The organism is Paenibacillus profundus, from assembly GCF_021369635.1.
In the GTDB taxonomy this organism is placed as follows: Bacteria; Bacillota; Bacilli; order Paenibacillales; family Paenibacillaceae; genus Paenibacillus_B; species Paenibacillus_B profundus.
Genome location: NZ_JAJNBZ010000003.1, coordinates 165,118 through 183,344, shown reverse-complemented (window position 1 = coordinate 183,344; position 18,227 = coordinate 165,118). Strand labels below are relative to the sequence as shown.

General features: G+C 48.1%; 12 protein-coding genes. 10 read left to right on the top strand and 2 right to left on the bottom strand.

Annotated elements, in window-relative coordinates; translation table 11 throughout:
* Positions 1 to 129: 129 nt before the first annotated feature.
* Entirely contained in the window at positions 130 to 1,119 is a 990-nt protein-coding gene (gene mgrA, locus LQV63_RS06080; protein WP_233696030.1) for an L-glyceraldehyde 3-phosphate reductase, read from the top strand.
* Positions 1,120 to 1,216: 97 nt separating this feature from the next.
* Complete coding sequence (locus LQV63_RS06075) at positions 1,217 to 2,911, top strand: alpha/beta hydrolase family protein (protein WP_233696029.1); 1,695 nt, start codon at positions 1,217 to 1,219, stop codon at positions 2,909 to 2,911.
* 771 nt (positions 2,912 to 3,682) lie between these two features.
* On the opposite strand, the gene LQV63_RS06070 is transcribed toward LQV63_RS06075, so the two are convergent.
* Both LQV63_RS06070 and LQV63_RS06065 read right to left on the bottom strand, forming a co-directional pair.
* Positions 3,683 to 4,588, bottom strand: a complete 906-nt coding sequence (locus LQV63_RS06070; protein ID WP_233696028.1) for a transposase — start codon at positions 4,586 to 4,588, stop codon at positions 3,683 to 3,685.
* Between the two features lie 599 nt (positions 4,589 to 5,187).
* A complete protein-coding gene (locus tag LQV63_RS06065) occupies positions 5,188 to 6,939 on the bottom strand; it encodes an ABC transporter substrate-binding protein (RefSeq protein WP_233696027.1) in 1,752 nt (583 codons plus the stop codon).
* 115 nt (positions 6,940 to 7,054) lie between these two features.
* On the opposite strand from LQV63_RS06065, the gene LQV63_RS06060 reads away from it, so the two are divergent.
* From LQV63_RS06060 to LQV63_RS06025, 8 genes are all read left to right on the top strand, one after another.
* A complete protein-coding gene (locus LQV63_RS06060; RefSeq protein ID WP_019422603.1) occupies positions 7,055 to 7,585 on the top strand; it encodes a GNAT family N-acetyltransferase in 531 nt (176 codons plus the stop codon).
* Positions 7,586 to 7,672: 87 nt separating this feature from the next.
* Positions 7,673 to 8,515, top strand: coding sequence for a YitT family protein (locus LQV63_RS06055; protein ID WP_019422602.1), 843 nt, complete (start codon positions 7,673 to 7,675; stop codon positions 8,513 to 8,515).
* Between the two features lie 200 nt (positions 8,516 to 8,715).
* Positions 8,716 to 10,512, top strand: coding sequence for a flavocytochrome c (locus tag LQV63_RS06050; RefSeq protein ID WP_233696026.1), 1,797 nt, complete (start codon positions 8,716 to 8,718; stop codon positions 10,510 to 10,512).
* A gap of 238 nt (positions 10,513 to 10,750) precedes the next feature.
* Positions 10,751 to 12,595, top strand: coding sequence for an S-layer homology domain-containing protein (locus LQV63_RS06045; RefSeq protein WP_233696025.1), 1,845 nt, complete (start codon positions 10,751 to 10,753; stop codon positions 12,593 to 12,595).
* A gap of 85 nt (positions 12,596 to 12,680) precedes the next feature.
* Positions 12,681 to 14,513, top strand: a complete 1,833-nt coding sequence (locus tag LQV63_RS06040; protein ID WP_233696024.1) for an adenine deaminase — start codon at positions 12,681 to 12,683, stop codon at positions 14,511 to 14,513.
* Between the two features lie 289 nt (positions 14,514 to 14,802).
* Complete coding sequence (locus LQV63_RS06035) at positions 14,803 to 16,104, top strand: DUF5050 domain-containing protein (protein ID WP_233696023.1); 1,302 nt, start codon at positions 14,803 to 14,805, stop codon at positions 16,102 to 16,104.
* A 329-nt stretch (positions 16,105 to 16,433) separates the two neighbouring features.
* Positions 16,434 to 16,886 (top strand): MarR family winged helix-turn-helix transcriptional regulator, encoded by a 453-nt coding sequence (locus tag LQV63_RS06030; RefSeq protein ID WP_019422596.1) that lies wholly within the window; start codon positions 16,434 to 16,436, stop codon positions 16,884 to 16,886.
* 11 nt (positions 16,887 to 16,897) lie between these two features.
* Positions 16,898 to 18,100, top strand: a complete 1,203-nt coding sequence (locus LQV63_RS06025) for an MFS transporter (protein WP_233696022.1) — start codon at positions 16,898 to 16,900, stop codon at positions 18,098 to 18,100.
* Positions 18,101 to 18,227 lie beyond the last annotated feature (127 nt).

The window sequence follows — 18,227 nt, the reverse complement described above, 5'->3', positions numbered from 1 at the left end:
GAATAACCCCTTTCAACGAATCTCGAACAGACATTAACAAGTAAAGACCCAATAGATTATAATAAATAAGAATACATATCTTAATTTTTCGATACTCGCGCGTTTATGTGGGAAGGAGAGTGAGCTTGAATGGAATTCTTGGCAGATTCTAAGCGTTATGACTCCATGATATACAATCGCTGCGGCCGATCGGGCCTAAAGCTTCCGGCGATTTCGCTTGGATTATGGCATAACTTTGGCGGCGTTGATTCAACAGAGAACGGCCGAGCGATGCTAAGACGAGCATTTGATCTGGGGATTACGCATTTTGATTTAGCGAACAATTACGGTCCTCCTCCGGGATCGGCTGAAGAAATGTTCGGCAAGATGATGAAGCAAGATTTTCTCCCTTATCGCGATCAGATGGTCATCTCCACGAAAGCGGGCTATTACATGTGGGAAGGACCATACGGAGAGTGGGGTTCTAAAAAATATCTCGTAGCCAGTTTGGATCAGAGCTTGAAGCGTATGGGACTGGATTATGTAGATGTTTTTTACTCTCATCGTCCAGATCCTAACACGCCGCTGGAAGAGACGATGGCGGCTTTGGATTTAGTCGTGCGTCAAGGTAAAGCCTTATATGTGGGAATTTCATCGTATGATGCTGAGCAGTCAAATGAAGCAATCCGTATTCTGAAAGAACTAGGCACGCCGCTCCTGATTCATCAACCTTCTTATTCGATGCTCAATCGATGGATTGAAGATGGTTTGCAGGACGTTCTAGACGAGCATGGCGTCGGCAGCATCGCGTTCTGTCCGCTGCAGCAAGGCTTGCTGACGAATCGTTACTTGAATGGCATTCCGGAAGATTCACGCGCGAAGAAGTCTAGCGGATTCTTACAAGAAAGAGAAGTTTCAGAGGATGTCATTATAAAGGTGCGTATGCTGCACGAGATCGCAAGCAGCAGAGGACAATCGTTGGCTCAGATGGCGCTTGCCTGGGTGCTTCGCGGCGGACGTGTCACATCTGCATTAATCGGTGCCAGCCGCATCAGCCAAATTGAGGAGAATGTTAAAGCATTGGATAATCTCGCCTTTGCGGAAGAAGAATTAGAAGAGATTGAACGAATATTAGGCTGAAAACGTAATAACGTAATAACGTAATATAGGAGGCTAGTTATTAGCCGAATCTAAAAACCCTACATGAAAAAACATAAGAGAGATAAGGGGAAGAGGCATGAACAAATCAGTATGGAGATGGATGATGAGCGCTTGCTTGTTGTTCGGAAGCATGGCACCAGCAGCGTTGGCGGCGGAAGAAACTCCAGCCATTGAAAAACTTGGGGAACAAGAAAGTGCCACGATGGTGCCGTTAAGACAAGCAGTTGAATCTATCGGGGCTTATGTGAAATGGAATTCGGAAGATAAGACCGCCAAAGTCACTTATGGTGAACTTGTGTGGACGGTTCGCTTGAATGAAGATCGATCAGATGTGAATGGCCAGGAATTAAAGCTTGCGGCTAAAGCTGAATTCGGTACGGAAGCGCAGGGCGCTTTAGTAGTGCCATGGGATTCGGTTAAAAAGGGACTGCAGTTAAATGCGAAGTGGGTTAACGATTCAGTCGTTCCAGATGCTTCGGATTGGAAAACACGCGCCTCCCAGTTCGTCGTACAGTGGGGAAAATTGGCCGCACAGCCGCAGGCGGAAGCGCAATTGCAAAAATTAATTACGCCGGATCTGCGTGAAGCAACGAAGCAGATGTCGCTGTCTTCAAATACGAAGCTGCTTACCGGTATGTTCGGTTTACCGACCCAATTTGAGAATGCGGCCATGCAAGACAACGGGGTGCATCAAAACGTAAGTATCTTGTTCAAGACGGATAAAGGGCAGTTGTTGCCGCTGGAACTCCGTTATAATGATCAAGGACTCGTCGATGAGCTTTTCTTCAGTGCGGTCGGATCCGGCGGCTATCAAGCTCCAGCATATGATAATGCGAGTGCATATAAAGAAGAAAACATCGTCATCGGCGAAGGCCAGTTCAAGCTGCCAGGAACATTGACGGTGCCTGCAAATGGCGAAAGTGCATTTCCGGTAGTTGTATTGGTGCATGGCTCTGGGCAGAATGACCGTGATGAATCGATCGGCGCGGGCAAGATGTTCCGAGATATGGCTGTCGGTTTGGCTGAGCAGGGCATTGCGACGATCCGCTATGAAAAGCGTACGCGCGAATATCCGTTCCAAGCGACGGCTATGCCGAAGTTTACAGTCAAGGAAGAGACGCTTGACGATGCGCTCGAAGCAGTCAAATGGGCGGGACAAGATGAGCGTTTGAATAAAGAGCGTGTATATGTGTTGGGCCACAGTCAAGGCGGCATGCTCGTGCCTCGGATGCTTGCGCAAGACAGCGCAAAATCGATTCGCGGCGGCATTATCGCTGCAGGTCCGTCCGGTCCTCTCGAGGACTTGATACTGACCCAAATGGAAGGGCAGCTGAAACGCGCGAAGGAAGCGGGTCAGCCAGAGCAGGTCACCGCCCAGATTGAGGCGCAAGTGAACATGTGGAACCAACAACTGCAAGTCATTAAGAACGAGAAATACACAGCAGATAATTACCCGCAAGATTTGCAGCTGGCGATGGCATCCTGGTGGTTCGATTTCCGCAATAACTATGGCGGGGAAATCGCTAAGGATCAGAAGATTCCGCTCTTCATTATTCAAGGCGACAATGATGTTCAAGTCGGTAAAGAGCATCTTGATGGTTGGAAGGAAGCGCTGAAGAACCGTAAGGATGTGGAATTCAAGCTTTATCCGAAGCTGAACCACATTTTTGTCCCGTCGGATAAGCCTTCCACCGGAGAAGAATATGTTGTTCCGGGGAATGTGCCGCTTGATGTCGTCAATGACGTAGCGAAATGGGTTAAATCCCATTAATATGAGGCGATATGCACTGATATAAGCTGAATTAGAAGTAATTATGAAACGACAATAGAGTGAACTTGGAAGTGCACGGTCTTGGGCTGTGCACTTTTTTAGCAACCATAACAGGGTGAAGCGAGCGAGTAGCTTTAAGATTCAATTGCTTAGTTCCACTATCCCTTCGGTTCAGATGAAAATAAAAGCAAAAGCCGCTACCCTATTACAATATGAAGATATTGAATTAAGGTCGTGCATAGTACAAAAGCATAATTTTAATTACGAGTTAATATTGCGTTCATAGCAGGATTCTTGTTATAGACCTTAGCTTCAATATCCCCTTAGTTCAGAAACTACATAAGTTTGAAACAGGACGATACGAGTGCGTGATTTTGGGAGTACTTTTTCATCTTCAATGAGCAAGACCAGATGCGTTATGCGTCAGGAGATAATGAATATTCAGAAAAAGTTTTTCGACACGAAGTTAGATAAGCAGTTGCAGCAGGAACAAGCAAAAAGTACAGCCAGAACGCCCCCACAGCCACAGCTAAGAACGAAGAAAAAAAGTACAGCCAGAACGTCTCCAAGCTACCGATAAGCTCAAAGCAAAAAGCACAGTCAGAACGCTCAAACAGTCACTGCTGGAACAGAGCGTAAAACAACAGCCAGAACGATGAAAATTAATTCACAGCATGAAGGGCAAATATAGATGAAAATAGAATGAAAAAATGATGTGTGAGCATGTATCGGACTTACGTTTCGAGCAAGGTGCGGTGCAAACAACTTTGGTCATGCTGCTGTCGATGCGCCTGAAATAGAGGTCTTATCATATAGGGTGCAAGTCGAGGCAGGTGAAAACACCGCCACGCATAAGCACAATAGTTGCTCCCAAGCGGACGTATGATGGAGAGAGGTATTGAAGCGAAAGCAAAATTCATCCAGATATGTCTGAAGATATTTGGCCCCTATCCCGTGAAAGGTATCGTTCATCCAGCGCCATGCGCATTTGAAGGATTGATATAAGGGGCTGTTGCGGCGAATCCGAAAATTGTGTCGGATGATGGATGTCTCGGTAGCGGTTCTGGCAACATGCAGGTTGGCGAATTGTTCGCAATCGGAACGAAGAAGCAAGCCATCGGAGAGGCGAGTTGGCTCCACAAGCTTCATCTTGAGTTCGCCCACTTCTCCGTCTAGCGTGACAGATTCGGCAACGATCAGAGGGGATTCCCCCGGGTTAAGTTGTCTTGAAGGATGGCGGGCATAGAAGGTTACGAAGCCATGAACCTCCCCTGTCAGCGGCCGATTGGTGTCGGCGAGACTAATCGCGGCTCGGATCTTGTGAAGCATCAACCAAGCGGTCTTGTATGTAACCTCGATAATCAAGCTAAGCCGGACGGCGTTGATGCCGATATCGGAACGGGAGACAAGCCAGAATGCAGTGAGCCACTTCTGCAAAGATGTGCGGCTGCCTTCCATGATCGTGCCGGCGATAAGCGATGTCTGATGGCGGCAGGCCCGGCACTCATACAGAGGAAGCCTGCGTGTCCGGATAATGTAGGCATGGGCATGTTGACAGCGTGGGCAGACAAAACCATGTGGCCATTTCAACTTATATAGAAAAGAGACGCAAGAAGATTCGGTATGAAACTGACGCTGCAAATCTTCCAACGTAGCGATAGATTGCAAGGCTTCCACCTAAAATATCCTCCTCGTAGCTGTATTTCTAAATCTATCATAGAACGAATGTTCTTATATCCATTATAAGAAACATATGTTCGTAATTCAAGTTGGTTTTCTAATTATATGAAATTTATTTGTTTGCAGAGTAACGTTATGCTGTTCTGAAGGGAGGGGAGAGTGATGCAAAGGCTCGAATGAGCAGACCTTTCTTATGGAAGGGTTAGGTGATGCAAAGGCTCGAATGAGCAGACCTTCCTCCTGGAAGGTTAAGTGACGCTAAGGTTCGAATGAGCAGACCTTCCTCCTGGAAGGGTTAAGTGACGCTAAGGTTCAGGCGAATCATATTTTCTGATGGAAAGGGAGAGTGGCGCAAAGGATTGAGCTACATATAATCTTCTGGTGAAGCGGCGTAAAACGTAATGAGGCTAAAGATTACATTGGTCAAAATGTACTCTATAAGTCGGAGAAGACCGAAAGCAGCATCTTCGGTCTCTATTTCAGTCTTTTTACTATGGAAATGCATCTATATATGATGAAGCTGTTCATCAGTTGTTATGACAGTCCATGACAGCCGCATGTTATTTGTTTAATATTGTGCTTGATGCGGCATGGCATTATCCCGGCGTATCTGCATCATATGACGGGCGTATCCACAGCTTTTTTAAGTCAACGAATGTGAATGAATCGTATTGGATATGCTGAAGCATCGGATCGAACGTGCGTTGATGAAGCGGGTGATGCATAAATACGATGAGCATCTCCTTGTGCATGTACTGGACGACTTCATCAATGAGCTGCTCTCGTTCAGCGGCAGGAGCGAGCTTCATTTTTTTTAGCTTTTTATCTATGCTGGTCATATGATTGTCTGCGATAAATCTTCTGAAAGCGAGCGCATCATTGTAAAAAGCGCCCAAAAACGAAAGGTGCGGATCAAGCGAGGACACCTCTCCGGAAAATATTATATGAATGTCCTCATCCATGGAGCGGTCATACAGCTCATTGAAAGAGTAGGGATGGAGCATCATGTTCAAGCCGATTCGTGCGGCCTGCTGCTGAAACCAGACTGCCTCCGCCCATGCTTCTGGCAAATCCAATGTGTACACGTGCAGTGTCTCCCCGTTGTAGCAGCTATTCTGGAGCCATTGCTTTGCAGTCCCTAAGCTTCGTTTTATAGGCTTGCTCTTCCAAGGGAAGAAGTGAGATGCATGCACCAGTCCACTTCTGTCCAAATCCCGCCACATCTCATCCATCGCAAACAGCTCGTTGATAGCCAGCCGGAGCTCTCGATCTCTCATCAAGGGGACATGCTTCGTATTAAACATGACGAAACGAAAGCCATGCTCTATGCGATTTTCCTGCATCGCCGGTCCAGGCTGTCCGTCATCCATGGTGACGCGATACGCAATCAGTTGCGCTTTTTCCGGAGGTACCTTCCAAAATTGGACGGCATCGATAAAAGGCCGTTCTTTAAAGTAATCGTCGAACGCTTCCAAGACCACTTTGCTTTCTGTACATTCCGTTATTTTGTAGGCGCCCGTTCCTATGAAATGTTTGTCTTGTATCGGAGCATCCGCTGGTACAATCGTCATCGGCGCTGACGCCAAGTAACGCCCGAACAAAGGATTGGATTGACGAAGATTGATTCGGACCATGAGCGGGGACAAGCAGTGAATCCAAGCGATATCCTCCGCAAGCCATCGATTCGCGCACGATGCCTGCTGCAGCCGCTCTAAGCTGTATTTTACATCGGCACTCGTCAATGTACGGTGATGATGGAATAGGATTCGTTTTCTCAAATAGATCGTCCATGTTTCATAGCGATCATCCGCTTCCCATGCGATGGCCAGATGAGGAAGAAGTTCGTCCTTGTCCGCATCATATTGCAGCAGGGTGTCGCCAATCAAAGAAACGAGCATCTGATCGAACGTAATCGATGAACGCGCTGGATCGATGGCCGTCACGGGCTGTGTTATGATGGCGTGCAATACATCAGTGGCAGGGTCAGACGTCTGCAGCCCTAATTGCTCCTGTATGGGCTTGCGCAAATCGTCTATCCATTGCTGAGGAAAGGGGAGCTGTAATACATGCATTAGCCGCTTCAAATCTTTTTCATTTAGATATTGCCGGATTACGGCATGCAGTTCCTTGCGAAAATCGGTGAAAAACTGAACCTCCGAACGATTACCCCTGCCACGGCCAGGAGTGTAGGAACAGTTACGCTGTTCCGTCAGTTTTTTTAATTTACGTTTTGCGTTTTTGACGCTGCAGCGCCAGATGGTTGCCAGCTCGTGCAGCAGGAATGCTGCTTTGCGCTCGACTTCCCGATCATATAAATAGGCGCGGAACTCCAAGTATTCCAGTATCATTGGCTCACCTCCTAAAAGGGGACACTTAAGCATGGATTATACCCTTTTTTCCTCTTTTGACAAAGCGGATAATGAGAATGTCCACTTCAGGCAAATAACGATAGGAGGTAACATAATGTTTGCAACGAACCGAATCAAGCTAAGGAAAATGACTGAACAAGACATTGCTGTTTATCACAAGTGGAGAAATACGATCGGCGTGATGGAGTCGACAAGCCCTGCCCTAGACATCTATTCAATGGAGGAAACCGGGAGCTTCGTTCAACATGTCATTCTCGGCTCCACCCATTCAAAAACGTATTTCATAATGGACTCTGCTTCCGATCAGCCCATCGGAATTACTTCGCTCATTTCCATTGATTTTAAAAATAGGAACGCCGAACTGATTATTGACATTGGTGAACCGGATTATTGGGGGAAGGGATACGGACAAGAAGCGCTTGGTCTTTTGCTTCGTTATGCCTTCATGGAATTGAACTTGCACCGCATCTCGCTAAGGGTGTTTGATTTCAATACGAGGGCGCTTAAGCTGTATGAGAAGCTGGGCTTCCAGCAGGAAGGGATGTCCAGAGAAGCTTTGTTCCGCAATGGGGCATGGCACCATATTATTCATATGGGATTGCTGCAATCGGAATATAGCGAGTAAAGCGTCGAACCTCTCACGCCGAATAATACCGAATCTTCCCTATAGTGGTTCATATCGTGTACAATGGCATGTGGGAGGCTTATCAAGATGAAAAAACTTCTTAGGGACATTGCGTTAGTAGCGCTAGGTTCACTTATTTTTGCACTCGGCATTAATTATTTTGCCATTCCAAACCGGCTGTCGGAGGGCGGAATCATCGGCATAACTGTGGTGACGCACTATTTGTTCGAATGGTCGCCTGGAATCGTTAACTTTATTTTAAACAGTATTTTACTTGCAATCGGCTATCGTTTTTTTGACAAGCAAACGGTCATATATACCGTCATCAGCATCGTGTTAACCTCGTTGTTTTTGCATGTCACCGAACAAATCGGGGTGCAGATTAACGATGACACGCTATTGGCAGCCCTGTTTGCGGGATTGCTGGTAGGCATCGGTCTCGGCCTCATATTCCGTGCGGGTGGCACTTCGGGCGGTTCCGCAATATTGGCCCGATTGGCGAATGAGTATTTGGGCTGGAGTGTCGGCAAAGGGATGCTCATTATCGACATCGTCGTCATTGCAGGCTCGATATTCATCATCGGTCAAGAGAAAGCGATGTACACATTAATTGCCGTGTATGTCGGCGCGAAAGTTATCGACTTCATGATTGAAGGTCTGGATGAGCGGGTAGCGGTTCTCATCATCTCAGAAAAGCCGAATGAAATTTTACAAAAGGTGACGACAGCAATGTCGCGCGGATTGACGGTGTTAGAAGGACGAGGAGGATATACAGGTTCCAACAAAGAACTGCTGTATATCGTCATTAATAAGCAGGAGCTCGTTCAACTGAAAAAAATCATTTGCGAACTGGATGATCATGCTTATGTAACCGTCCATAACGTTCATGAGTTCATTGGCAAAGGGTATAAAGCGAGTCAGGTGTCATGAGCAAGTCTTTGCTATGATATCATAGCATCTAGAGGGAGGGTCAGGGTCGACCCTCTTTTTTTATGGATAACATTTTAAAGTTAGTGAAAGTGATAACTTTCACTTTTAAATAAAAAAAACTGTGCTACTATAATTATTGTATTGTGCACAGTATTGTTTCGCTGCGAGACTAGAGCATATTAGACAAGGGGTTAAACAACATGAAGAGTATTCAGAAAGCGGGTAGCATTCTGCTCATCCTATGTTTAGTCGTGATGTTGGCTGCATGTGGTGATGGAAACAAGGATGTTCAAGGCGCTGACAAAGGAACGGAACAGGGGACGACAGTCACTTCTATCGGAGAAGGCGATGGAAAACACGGTGCAATTAAGGTAGAAGTATCATTTGAGAACAATGAGATTAAGGATATTAAAGTGCTCGAACAGAAGGAAAACGAAGTATTGGCCGAGCCTGTTTATAAAGAACTGAAGGATACGATGATCGCATCGAATAGCGCGGATGCAGATGCGATCAGCGGTTCGACCATGACAAGCCAAGGTTTCATTGATGCGGTAAAGGATGCGGTGGCGAAGGCTGGGTTGACGCTCGTCGCGAAGAAGGCGGAAGGAAACAGCCAATCGGAGGAGCCTGCAGAACAGACGTATGATGTCGTCGTTATCGGCGCAGGCGGTGCCGGATTCAGCGCAGCATTGGAAGCGAAGCAAGCGGGGGCTTCGGTCGTTCTGCTTGAAAAAATGCCAAGCGTAGGCGGCAATACGCTCATCTCCGGTGGCGAGATGAACGCGGCCAATACGTGGGTACAGAAAAATCTCGGCATTGAAGACAGTGTAGACTTGTTCGCGAAAGACACGCTCAAAGGCGGAGACGATATAGGCGATCCGGAAATGGTCCGCGTGCTTGCTGAGAATGCAACTGCTGCTGCCGAATGGCTGAAGGATGAAATAAAGGTCAATTTCCTGGAGGATCACTTGTTCCAATTCGGTGGACATTCCGTAAAGCGTGCGCTTATTCCGGAAGGACATACGGGCGCTGAGCTCATTACGAAGCTGAAAAAGCATATGGATGAAGCCGGTGTCATTCTGAAGACGAACACGAAGGCGGACAAATTGATTACTGATGAAAGTGGAAAAGTCGTAGGAGTCGAGGCAACAGGAGCCAAGGGCAACACCATCACGTTCCATGCCAACAAAGGCGTCATCATCGCTGCGGGCGGCTTCGGATCCAACGTCGAAATGAGAAAGCAATACAATCCGGAATACGATGAAAAATATATGACGACCGACGCACCGGGAACGACTGGCGACGGTATTGTCATGGCGCAGACTGCAGGTGCTGCGGTTACAAATATGGACAGCATCCAGACTTATCCGGTATGCAATCCGAAGACGGGCGTTATCTCGCTTGTTGCGGACAGCCGCTTTGACGGGGCAATTCTGGTAAACCAGAGTGGTAAACGTTTTGTCGAAGAGCTGGAGCGTCGTGACGTAATCTCGAAAGGGATTCTCGCGCAAGAAGGCGGTTACGCTTATCAGTTATGGAACCAATCCATTGCAGATATTGGAAAGACGATCGAAGTTCATCAGGATGAGTACGATATGCTTGTCAAAGACGGTCTGTTGCATAAAGCAGACACGTTGGAAGAAGCGGCCAAATTTTTCAGCATCGACCCGAAAGCGCTGCAGGCGACAGTTGATCGCGTCAATCAGTTCGCCAAGGCAGGGAAAGACGATGACTTTAACCATCGCGCAGGCTTGAAGGATATGAGTCAAGGACCTTATTACATTCAAAAAGCAGTGCCTTCTGTTCACCATACAATGGGTGGACTCGTGATTAATAAGACGACAGAGGTATTGAATGAGAAAGGCCAGCCAATTCCGGGCTTATACGCCGCGGGTGAAGTGACTGGCGTCATTCACGGCAAGAACCGACTTGGCGGAAATGCGATTGCCGATGTTATTACATTCGGTCGCATTGCCGGTCAGCAAGTCGCAAAATAAATAGTATAGTAAGGGAAGCCGTGGCTAAAGCTACGGCTTTTTTCATTTAAGCTTGCACTTTTACAGTACGAATTGGAGAGCATGCGTGATGTTTTTGTCGAAGAATAGAGGAAAATGCAGGGTGGAGGCGAATTGATGTATCTGTAAAGAAATAATCATTTGGCTGGGCGGTATGGTCATGTGATGATTTCAGATTAGATTTCGTAATTGCTGGACATATATATTGGGGGTTACCCGTATGAAGTTGCATGTGAAGACACTGCTGGTCATTACCGTTTGTATGTCACTGTTATGGAGCGGCGGTAGCGAGGCCCATGCTGCCCCGCACCGTGTACAAGAGAAGACGGTCAATCGAACCAAGCAGGAAATTATAAATAAATGGCTGCAGTACAAGCCGATGGGCACGAGCTTTCAGTATATGAAGACAGCGGATATTTACGAGGTGGAGCCGCAGACAAGCACACCATTTGCACCGGGCAGGTTGAAGGCGGAATATGTATTGGACGGAGTGAACGCGACGAATTTCGTACGTTACTTGGCTGGGCTGCCAGATGATGTTGAGCCGGACTGGGGATTGCACACTCAACAGCAGGCAGCTGCGCTGGTCAATGCTGTCAACGACCGCCTGACTCATTATCCGACACACCCAGACGGCATGGAGGATGTATTATTCAAGCTCGGCAATGAAGGGACGCGGACGAGCAATTTATCGATGGGCAGACCGACCTTCTATAGCAGCATCATCCATGGTTATATGTCCGACAGCAGCCCGGGTAATATTGACCGGGTAGGACATCGACGCTGGATTTTGAACCCGGCTATGAAAAAGACGATGTTCGGAATCGCATATTCAATAGAAGGAGTCCCTTATTCATCGATGTATGCGATCAATAAGGGACGCGCGGAAGAAGTGAAATACGATTACATAAGCTGGCCTGCCCAAGGCTACTTTCCGGAAGAGATATTTGCGCCTGACGATCCTTGGTCTGTCTCCTTTAACGTCGATAGATATGATCGAACCCGAACGGAGCACATCCAGGTTGCTTTGACAAGAACGAGGGACGGGAAGCAATGGGTTTTCGATAGTAAGGATAAGAATAAGAACGGGAAATATTTTAATGTAGAAACAGGTCGCTACGGGGTACCGTTCAGCATTATCTTTAGACCGGATGGCATAGAACGGTTTCATAAAGATGATGCTTTTCATGTAAAAGTGAGCGGAGTATACGACAAAGCAGGCAAAGCCGTTGACATCGAATATGATACAGTCTTTTTCGATATGATTCCTGAAGTAACATTAAGGGCGTCATCGCTTCGTCTTGCGACGGGGGAAACAATAAAGCTCAATTATCGAACGACGTCCACTCATCTGCAGGCTGCGAATGTCCAATTCAAAATCGCTGATCCAGAGGTCGCCGCAGTGGATGCGGAAGGGTATATTACGGGGAAAAAGTCTGGCCAAACGCTGTTAGGTGTCGAAAATTATTTCCAAAACTACGACACGATATTGATTGATGTCGAGCAGCCGAGCAGCGATGACAACGTCAGTTCGTGGGCCGTGACCGACTATCAGAAAGCGAAGAGCAATGGCATCGTTCCGTATCAATATGACCAATCGTATCAGACGCCTATCACGAGGATTGGCTTTACTGAGTTGGCTGTGCGACTATGCGAAAATATTTTAGGAAAATCGCTTGCCGAGGGGCAATCGCCCTTTAAAGATATAAGCAGTATAGAAATATCAAAGGCATACGCCAATGAGCTCATCAGCGGAACAACCAAGGATACGTTCTCGCCATGGGACAACATTACACGCCAGCAGGCCGCGACACTGGTCCTTAATTTGCATACGGCATTAACGGAACGAACTGGAAGCGGCTCGCCCGACATCAACACGGCAAAGATAACATTTGCTGACGATGCAAATATTGCGCCATGGGCGAAGGACAACGTGTATAAGGCGGTTAGCTTATCGCTATTGACTGGAGTGGGTGAGCAGAAGTTTGATCCTGACGGATTGCTTACATACGAGCAGACATTTGTAATGTTGCAGAAGCTGTTCGACATGTTTGTGGAACAATAGCTATTGTATTGTTGTGCACAGACTCCCTACCCAAGCAATATATACATGATTCACTTTACTCAACAACGAGGAGGACTACACTACCATGGAATCACCACAACGTTTTGCCAGACCGCATCTTGCTGATTGTGTGCCTGACCTGGTCGCAACCGCGCGCGGAGATAAGAAGGCTACACTCGTTATTCAACATGCAAAATTGGTCAATGTTTGTTCCGGGGAAATTCAGGACGATATGTCCATCGGTGTGCAAGGAACACGCATTGCTTTCGTAGGTAAGGATGCGAGCCATATGATTGGAGACGACACGAAGGTAATCGATGCGGGCGGACGTTATGTCGCACCTGGATTGCTGGACGGTCATTGTCATATCGAGAGCAGTCAGATCACTCCGACGCAATTCGCGAGAGCGGTGCTTGTCAAGGGGACGACTGGCGGATTCTTTGACGCCCATGAAATTACGAATGTGCTCGGGCTGCCCGGCCTGCGGCTTATGCTCGACGAAGCGAGAGAAACACCGCTGGCGGCGTATATGCAAGTTGCTTCCTGCGTGCCGTCGACGGGACCGGAGCTGGAGACGAGCGGAGCGTCGATAGGTCCAGAGGAAGTGGCGGAAGCTTTCACATGGGGACCTGATATGATTGCACTGGGCGAAGTGATGAATTTCCCGGGCGTCGTGTTCAGCGATGAGAAAATGATCGGGGAAATCCAAGCGACCTTGCGTGCGGGGAGAGTCGCCGACGGACATTATACATGGCCGGTTGACGATTGGAGAATATCCGCCTATGCGGCTAGCGGCATTTCCGGCTGTCATGAGAGCGTCAAGGCGGAGGATGTCATCGAGCGCGTGCGCCGGGGCATCTATGCTAAGATGAGACGCGGCTCGGCATGGCATGATGTGGCCGAATCGATTAAGGCTCATACCGATCACGGTATCGATACACGCCGCATGATCCTGGTGACGGATGACCGCAGCCCTGAATCGCTGGTGGATGAAGGCCACATGGACTTTGTCGTGCGTCACGCGATCGCGCAAGGCGTCCGTCCAGTAACGGCGTTCCAAATGGCAACGATCAACACGGCAGAGCGCTTCGGTGTTGCCCGTGATGTCGGAACGATTACCCCTGCTTCGTGCGCCGACATCATTATGCTGGATGGTAATCTGGCGGATGTCAATGTCGTCATGACGATTGCTGCCGGACAAGTCGTGGCGGAGAAAGGCCGGATGGTCGTTGAGCTGCCGGAATTTGAGTATCCGGAAGAAGCGATCCGTTCGGTTCACCTTACTCGGGAAGTGTCTCCGGAAGACTTCGTCATCCAAGCGCCAGTGCAATCGGGAGAGCGGACGGCAAGAGCGATTCAAGTGCGGGAGAACCACGTCGATACGAAGGAGCAGCTCGTATCCGTACGCATTGAGGACGGCAGGGTTGCGCTGAGTGTGGAAGATGGCTTGTGCAAAATCGCAGTCATCGAGCGCCATAAAGGCACAGGCAATCAAGCGCTTGGCCTCGTGTCCGACGTTGGCTTCAACGTGCCGGCGGCGATTGCGACGACAGTCGCTCACGATTGCCACAATTTGATGGTAATCGGGAACTCGGATTCGTTTATGGCACAAGCGGCCAATGCCGTAGCCGATATGCAAGGCGGTATCGCCGTCGTGACAGCGGACAAGATCGTCAAGCTGCCGCTTCCGGTAGCGGGGCTGATGTCGAACGCGCCGTTCGAAGAGGTTGCCGAGCAGTCTCGCGCTATCAGCGAGGCTTTGTATGAAGCTGGCTGCACGATGAACTATGCGTTCATGACGCTGTCATTGCTTGCACTAATCGTCGTTCCCGAGCTGAGGCTGTCTGATATAGGGCTTATCAAGACGACGGAGCAAGGGTTCGTCGAAGTGCCGCTGTTTGTGGAAGATGAGCGATAATTATTCGGTTATGATCGAATTGAGTTGAATTAAACTGACACGGGCGACTTTCTGTATAGAGAGTCGCCTGTTTTGTTTTTGGGGTGCATGACGGGTCCCTTTTCTGTGCTATAAATAGTAGCTTGGAACGAGTGGAAAATGATTTTGGATTCAATTATTTGAATTCAATTATAGGTATAACAATATTACTAGTATTTGCCGATAAATCATATCGGGCTTGAAAAGCATTTAGAGATTACAAGCTAGGGGAATGAAACTGACTAATAAATCTTGAAAGGATGATTATCGAATGAAGAACATTTCACTATTTTTCAAAAGGGCGGTATGCGCGTTCATTCTATGCTCGCTCATCGTGACCGGGCTAGGTGTGGCTGCGCCAGGCGAGGCAGCTGCGGCGCCAACTGGCGACGCTTATGTTTACTATGTGTCAGATGGTGATTTGTACCGGGTCAAAAGCGATGGCGCCGGGGCGGAACGTCTGCTGAAAAGCTTCAACTTCCGGGGAACTGAACTGAAGCCAGCTGGAGATTACCTGTATTTCATGTATGACGCAACATCGACCACCCTGCTGCGTGTTGCAGTTGACGGATCGGAAAATATTCCAAAGCGTTTTTATGATAGTGCCGTTTACTTCGAAACGAACAAGGATTTCATTTACTATATGACTGATAAAGGCGCGATCTACCGTGCCCCGGCCAATGCTGCTGACGCTGCGGAAGCGAAGCTCGTCGCGGACATGGCAGATGTCAAACACCCGCGCTTTACTATCGTTGACGGACGCATCTATTATAATGCGCTCAAAAACGGACGTACAACCTGGGTAGCGTCCAAGGCAGCTGACGGAAACGGTCAGGTGCAGTGGATTGGAGCGGGAGCGTTCGAGGACCCATGGTTTGTGCGTACAGACAGCGCATCCGCTTATATTATGGTCAACACGAAGCCAGAGGAGACCAACTATTCCACCGATTGTATGGTGCTCTATTCGGTGCCTAGAAAAGGCGGGGCACCTAAGGCAATTAACCCAAAGTCGCCGCTTGATACGAACTCCGTCTATTCTGGCGGATGGGCGAACAAATACTATCTGTTCAATAAAGGAATCGTGCTTGGTACGGACGGCGATTATAACTATGCGAAAGCCAAAGGCCAAGTCATGACGATGGACGGCAAAACGATCCCATTGCATAAAACGGGAGTTTTGGAAATTGCCAATGTAGGTACGGACAAGCTGGCGTTTGTAGATGGAGCCGGCAAAGCATATGTAAGCACGTTCAAAAACAACAAAATCGTTAGCACGAAGGCGCTATCCGTAAACAACGTAGGTTATGTGCGCAATCTTCTGACGGATGGTAAAGTGAGAGCGACAATGCTGTTCGCCAGCAGCGGAGCTTATATGCTGAAGTCTGACTTGTCTCTTCAGAAAATGGTCGGCGTCGAGTGGGATTTGTGCTTGTACAAAGACGATGTATCCGGATTTTTCTATGTCAATGCGGGAGATAACGGGCGTCTGTATCATATGAACGACGATGGGAAGACAAGCACGAAGCTAAGCGATGAAATGATTGACAGAATCGTGCTGATATCAAAACAGTAGCTCATCTTTTGGTTTCATGCAAAACAAGCTTATGTCTGATGATTCCAGTTGGCTTGGGCTAATAATCGAATTGAAATGACGAAGAACGTCCCTCTCCATCATCAGATGGAGCCAGGGCGTTCTTTTTTTGTTGAAGGGGAGGTGCTGGCAGCCAAGACGTTGAATTTGTTGGAGGATACAAGGTCGTAGCTAACGGGGGAGCCATTATGGCTCCCTCGTTTAAATTTATATTGAATACAACGGCTATAATTAATGGTTTACAATTATGGTTGTTTGACATATAGTTGTTTAAACAACTATTAAAAATGAATGAGACAAGGAAGATGGGAATGACGACTAATGGCAACGGCTTAGAGCATTCAATCGGTTTCGCTATGGGCGTGACCTACCGCAAATTATCGAACCTGCTGCAGCAACGGCTGAAGGAATATGACATTACACCAGAGCAGTGGTCGGTTCTGTACCAGATAGGCAGGGAAAATGGCTTGATCCAGAAGGAAATTGCCGAACGTTCAGGCAAGGATAAGCCGACGACGACTCGAATTCTCGATCATTTGGAGAGGAAGGGGCTCATCTACAAGAAAACCGGAGAGAACGACCGGCGCTCGTTCTTGGTCAATATTACGGACAAAGGAAGGTTGCTAATCCAAGAGACGACCCCGATCGAGCAGCAGGTCGCTGAGGACATTAAGCAATGTGTTTCCCAAGAAGAATATGATGTGCTCATGGAGCTGCTTCTCCGGATTAGCAACCACGTGAATGAACTAACAGACAGAGAGTAGGAGAGAGTATCATGCAGTACGATGAACAATCAACGAAACTATGGACGAAATCGTTTATATCTTTAACGATTTGCGCGTTCCTGTTATTTTTGAATTTGCAAATGCTGCTATCATCTTTCCCGGCGTATGTGAAGAACGAATTCCATGCAGGGGATTTGACGGTCAGCCTTGTAACGAGCGTGTTCGCGGCTTCCGCGATTGCTACCCGTTTTTTGACCGCTGCGCTGATGCGGAAAGTGCAGCGCAATGTCATTTTGTTTGTTGGCTTAGCGGTAGCTGCCATTATTACCGGTATTTATGTTCTGGCCGAATCTATCGGCTCGCTGCTTGTCATGCGGATCGGTTATGGAGTTGGGTTCGGGATGGCGAGTACGATCATCCCTACATTGGTATCGCAAATTATTCCTGTTAAAAGGATGGGGGAGGGCATCGGCTATTTCGGACTGTCCACAAGCCTTGCCATGTCCATAGGGCCAATGATCGGCTTGAACGTGATGAAGCAGTCCGGCTTCAATACGTTGGCCATGCTGGGTACTGTGACTGTGCTCCTTAGTTTCCCGATTATTGTGCTGACGCGTTCGATTCCACCGGAGCCGAAAAAACGGGGTGGCGCACAGGCGAGCCCTCAAGCCAAACAACCTTTTAATACGAAACTGTTGTTACCCGCGCTGTTAAACGTCATCTTGTCGGTAACATACAGCGGCTTGCTCAGCTTTATTGCTCTGTATGGAGAAGCAGTGCGTCTGGAGCAGGTCGGCCTATTTTTCTTGTTTAATGCTGTCACAATCATTATTATCCGCCCGATCTCCGGTAGAGTGTTCGACAGCAGGGGACATGCGGCCGTTCTTATTCCTGCGGTCATTTGTGTCGTTGCGAGCTTGACGGTGCTTTCCTATGCAACATCGATGCCAATGCTCATTCTGTCCGCCCTGTTGTACGGACTTGGGTTCGGCGCTATTCAGCCGACCATTCAAGCTTGGATGATCCGATCGGTTCCGCAGGAACAGTACGGCATGGCTAACAGCATGTTCTACAATTCCACGGACTTCGGAGTCGCGACAGGCGCATTGATGCTGGGGGCTATTTCTTCCATGACAGGCTATGCAGTGATGTACCGGTATTCGGCGGCGTTTATGATTTTGTTCCTTGTTGTCTATGCCGCAGTTCAAATGATTACTGTTAAACAGAGTGGAAAAGCAGATGTTGCCACATAAGTGTTGCCAATGTACGGCGGCTCCGCAGGAATCATCCCTGCGGGGCCATTTTTAGAGAGATACCCCCGGCTTTTGCGGGAACCTCTCTAAGCTGCCTCTCACGTTCATTTATACTGAACCATCCCGC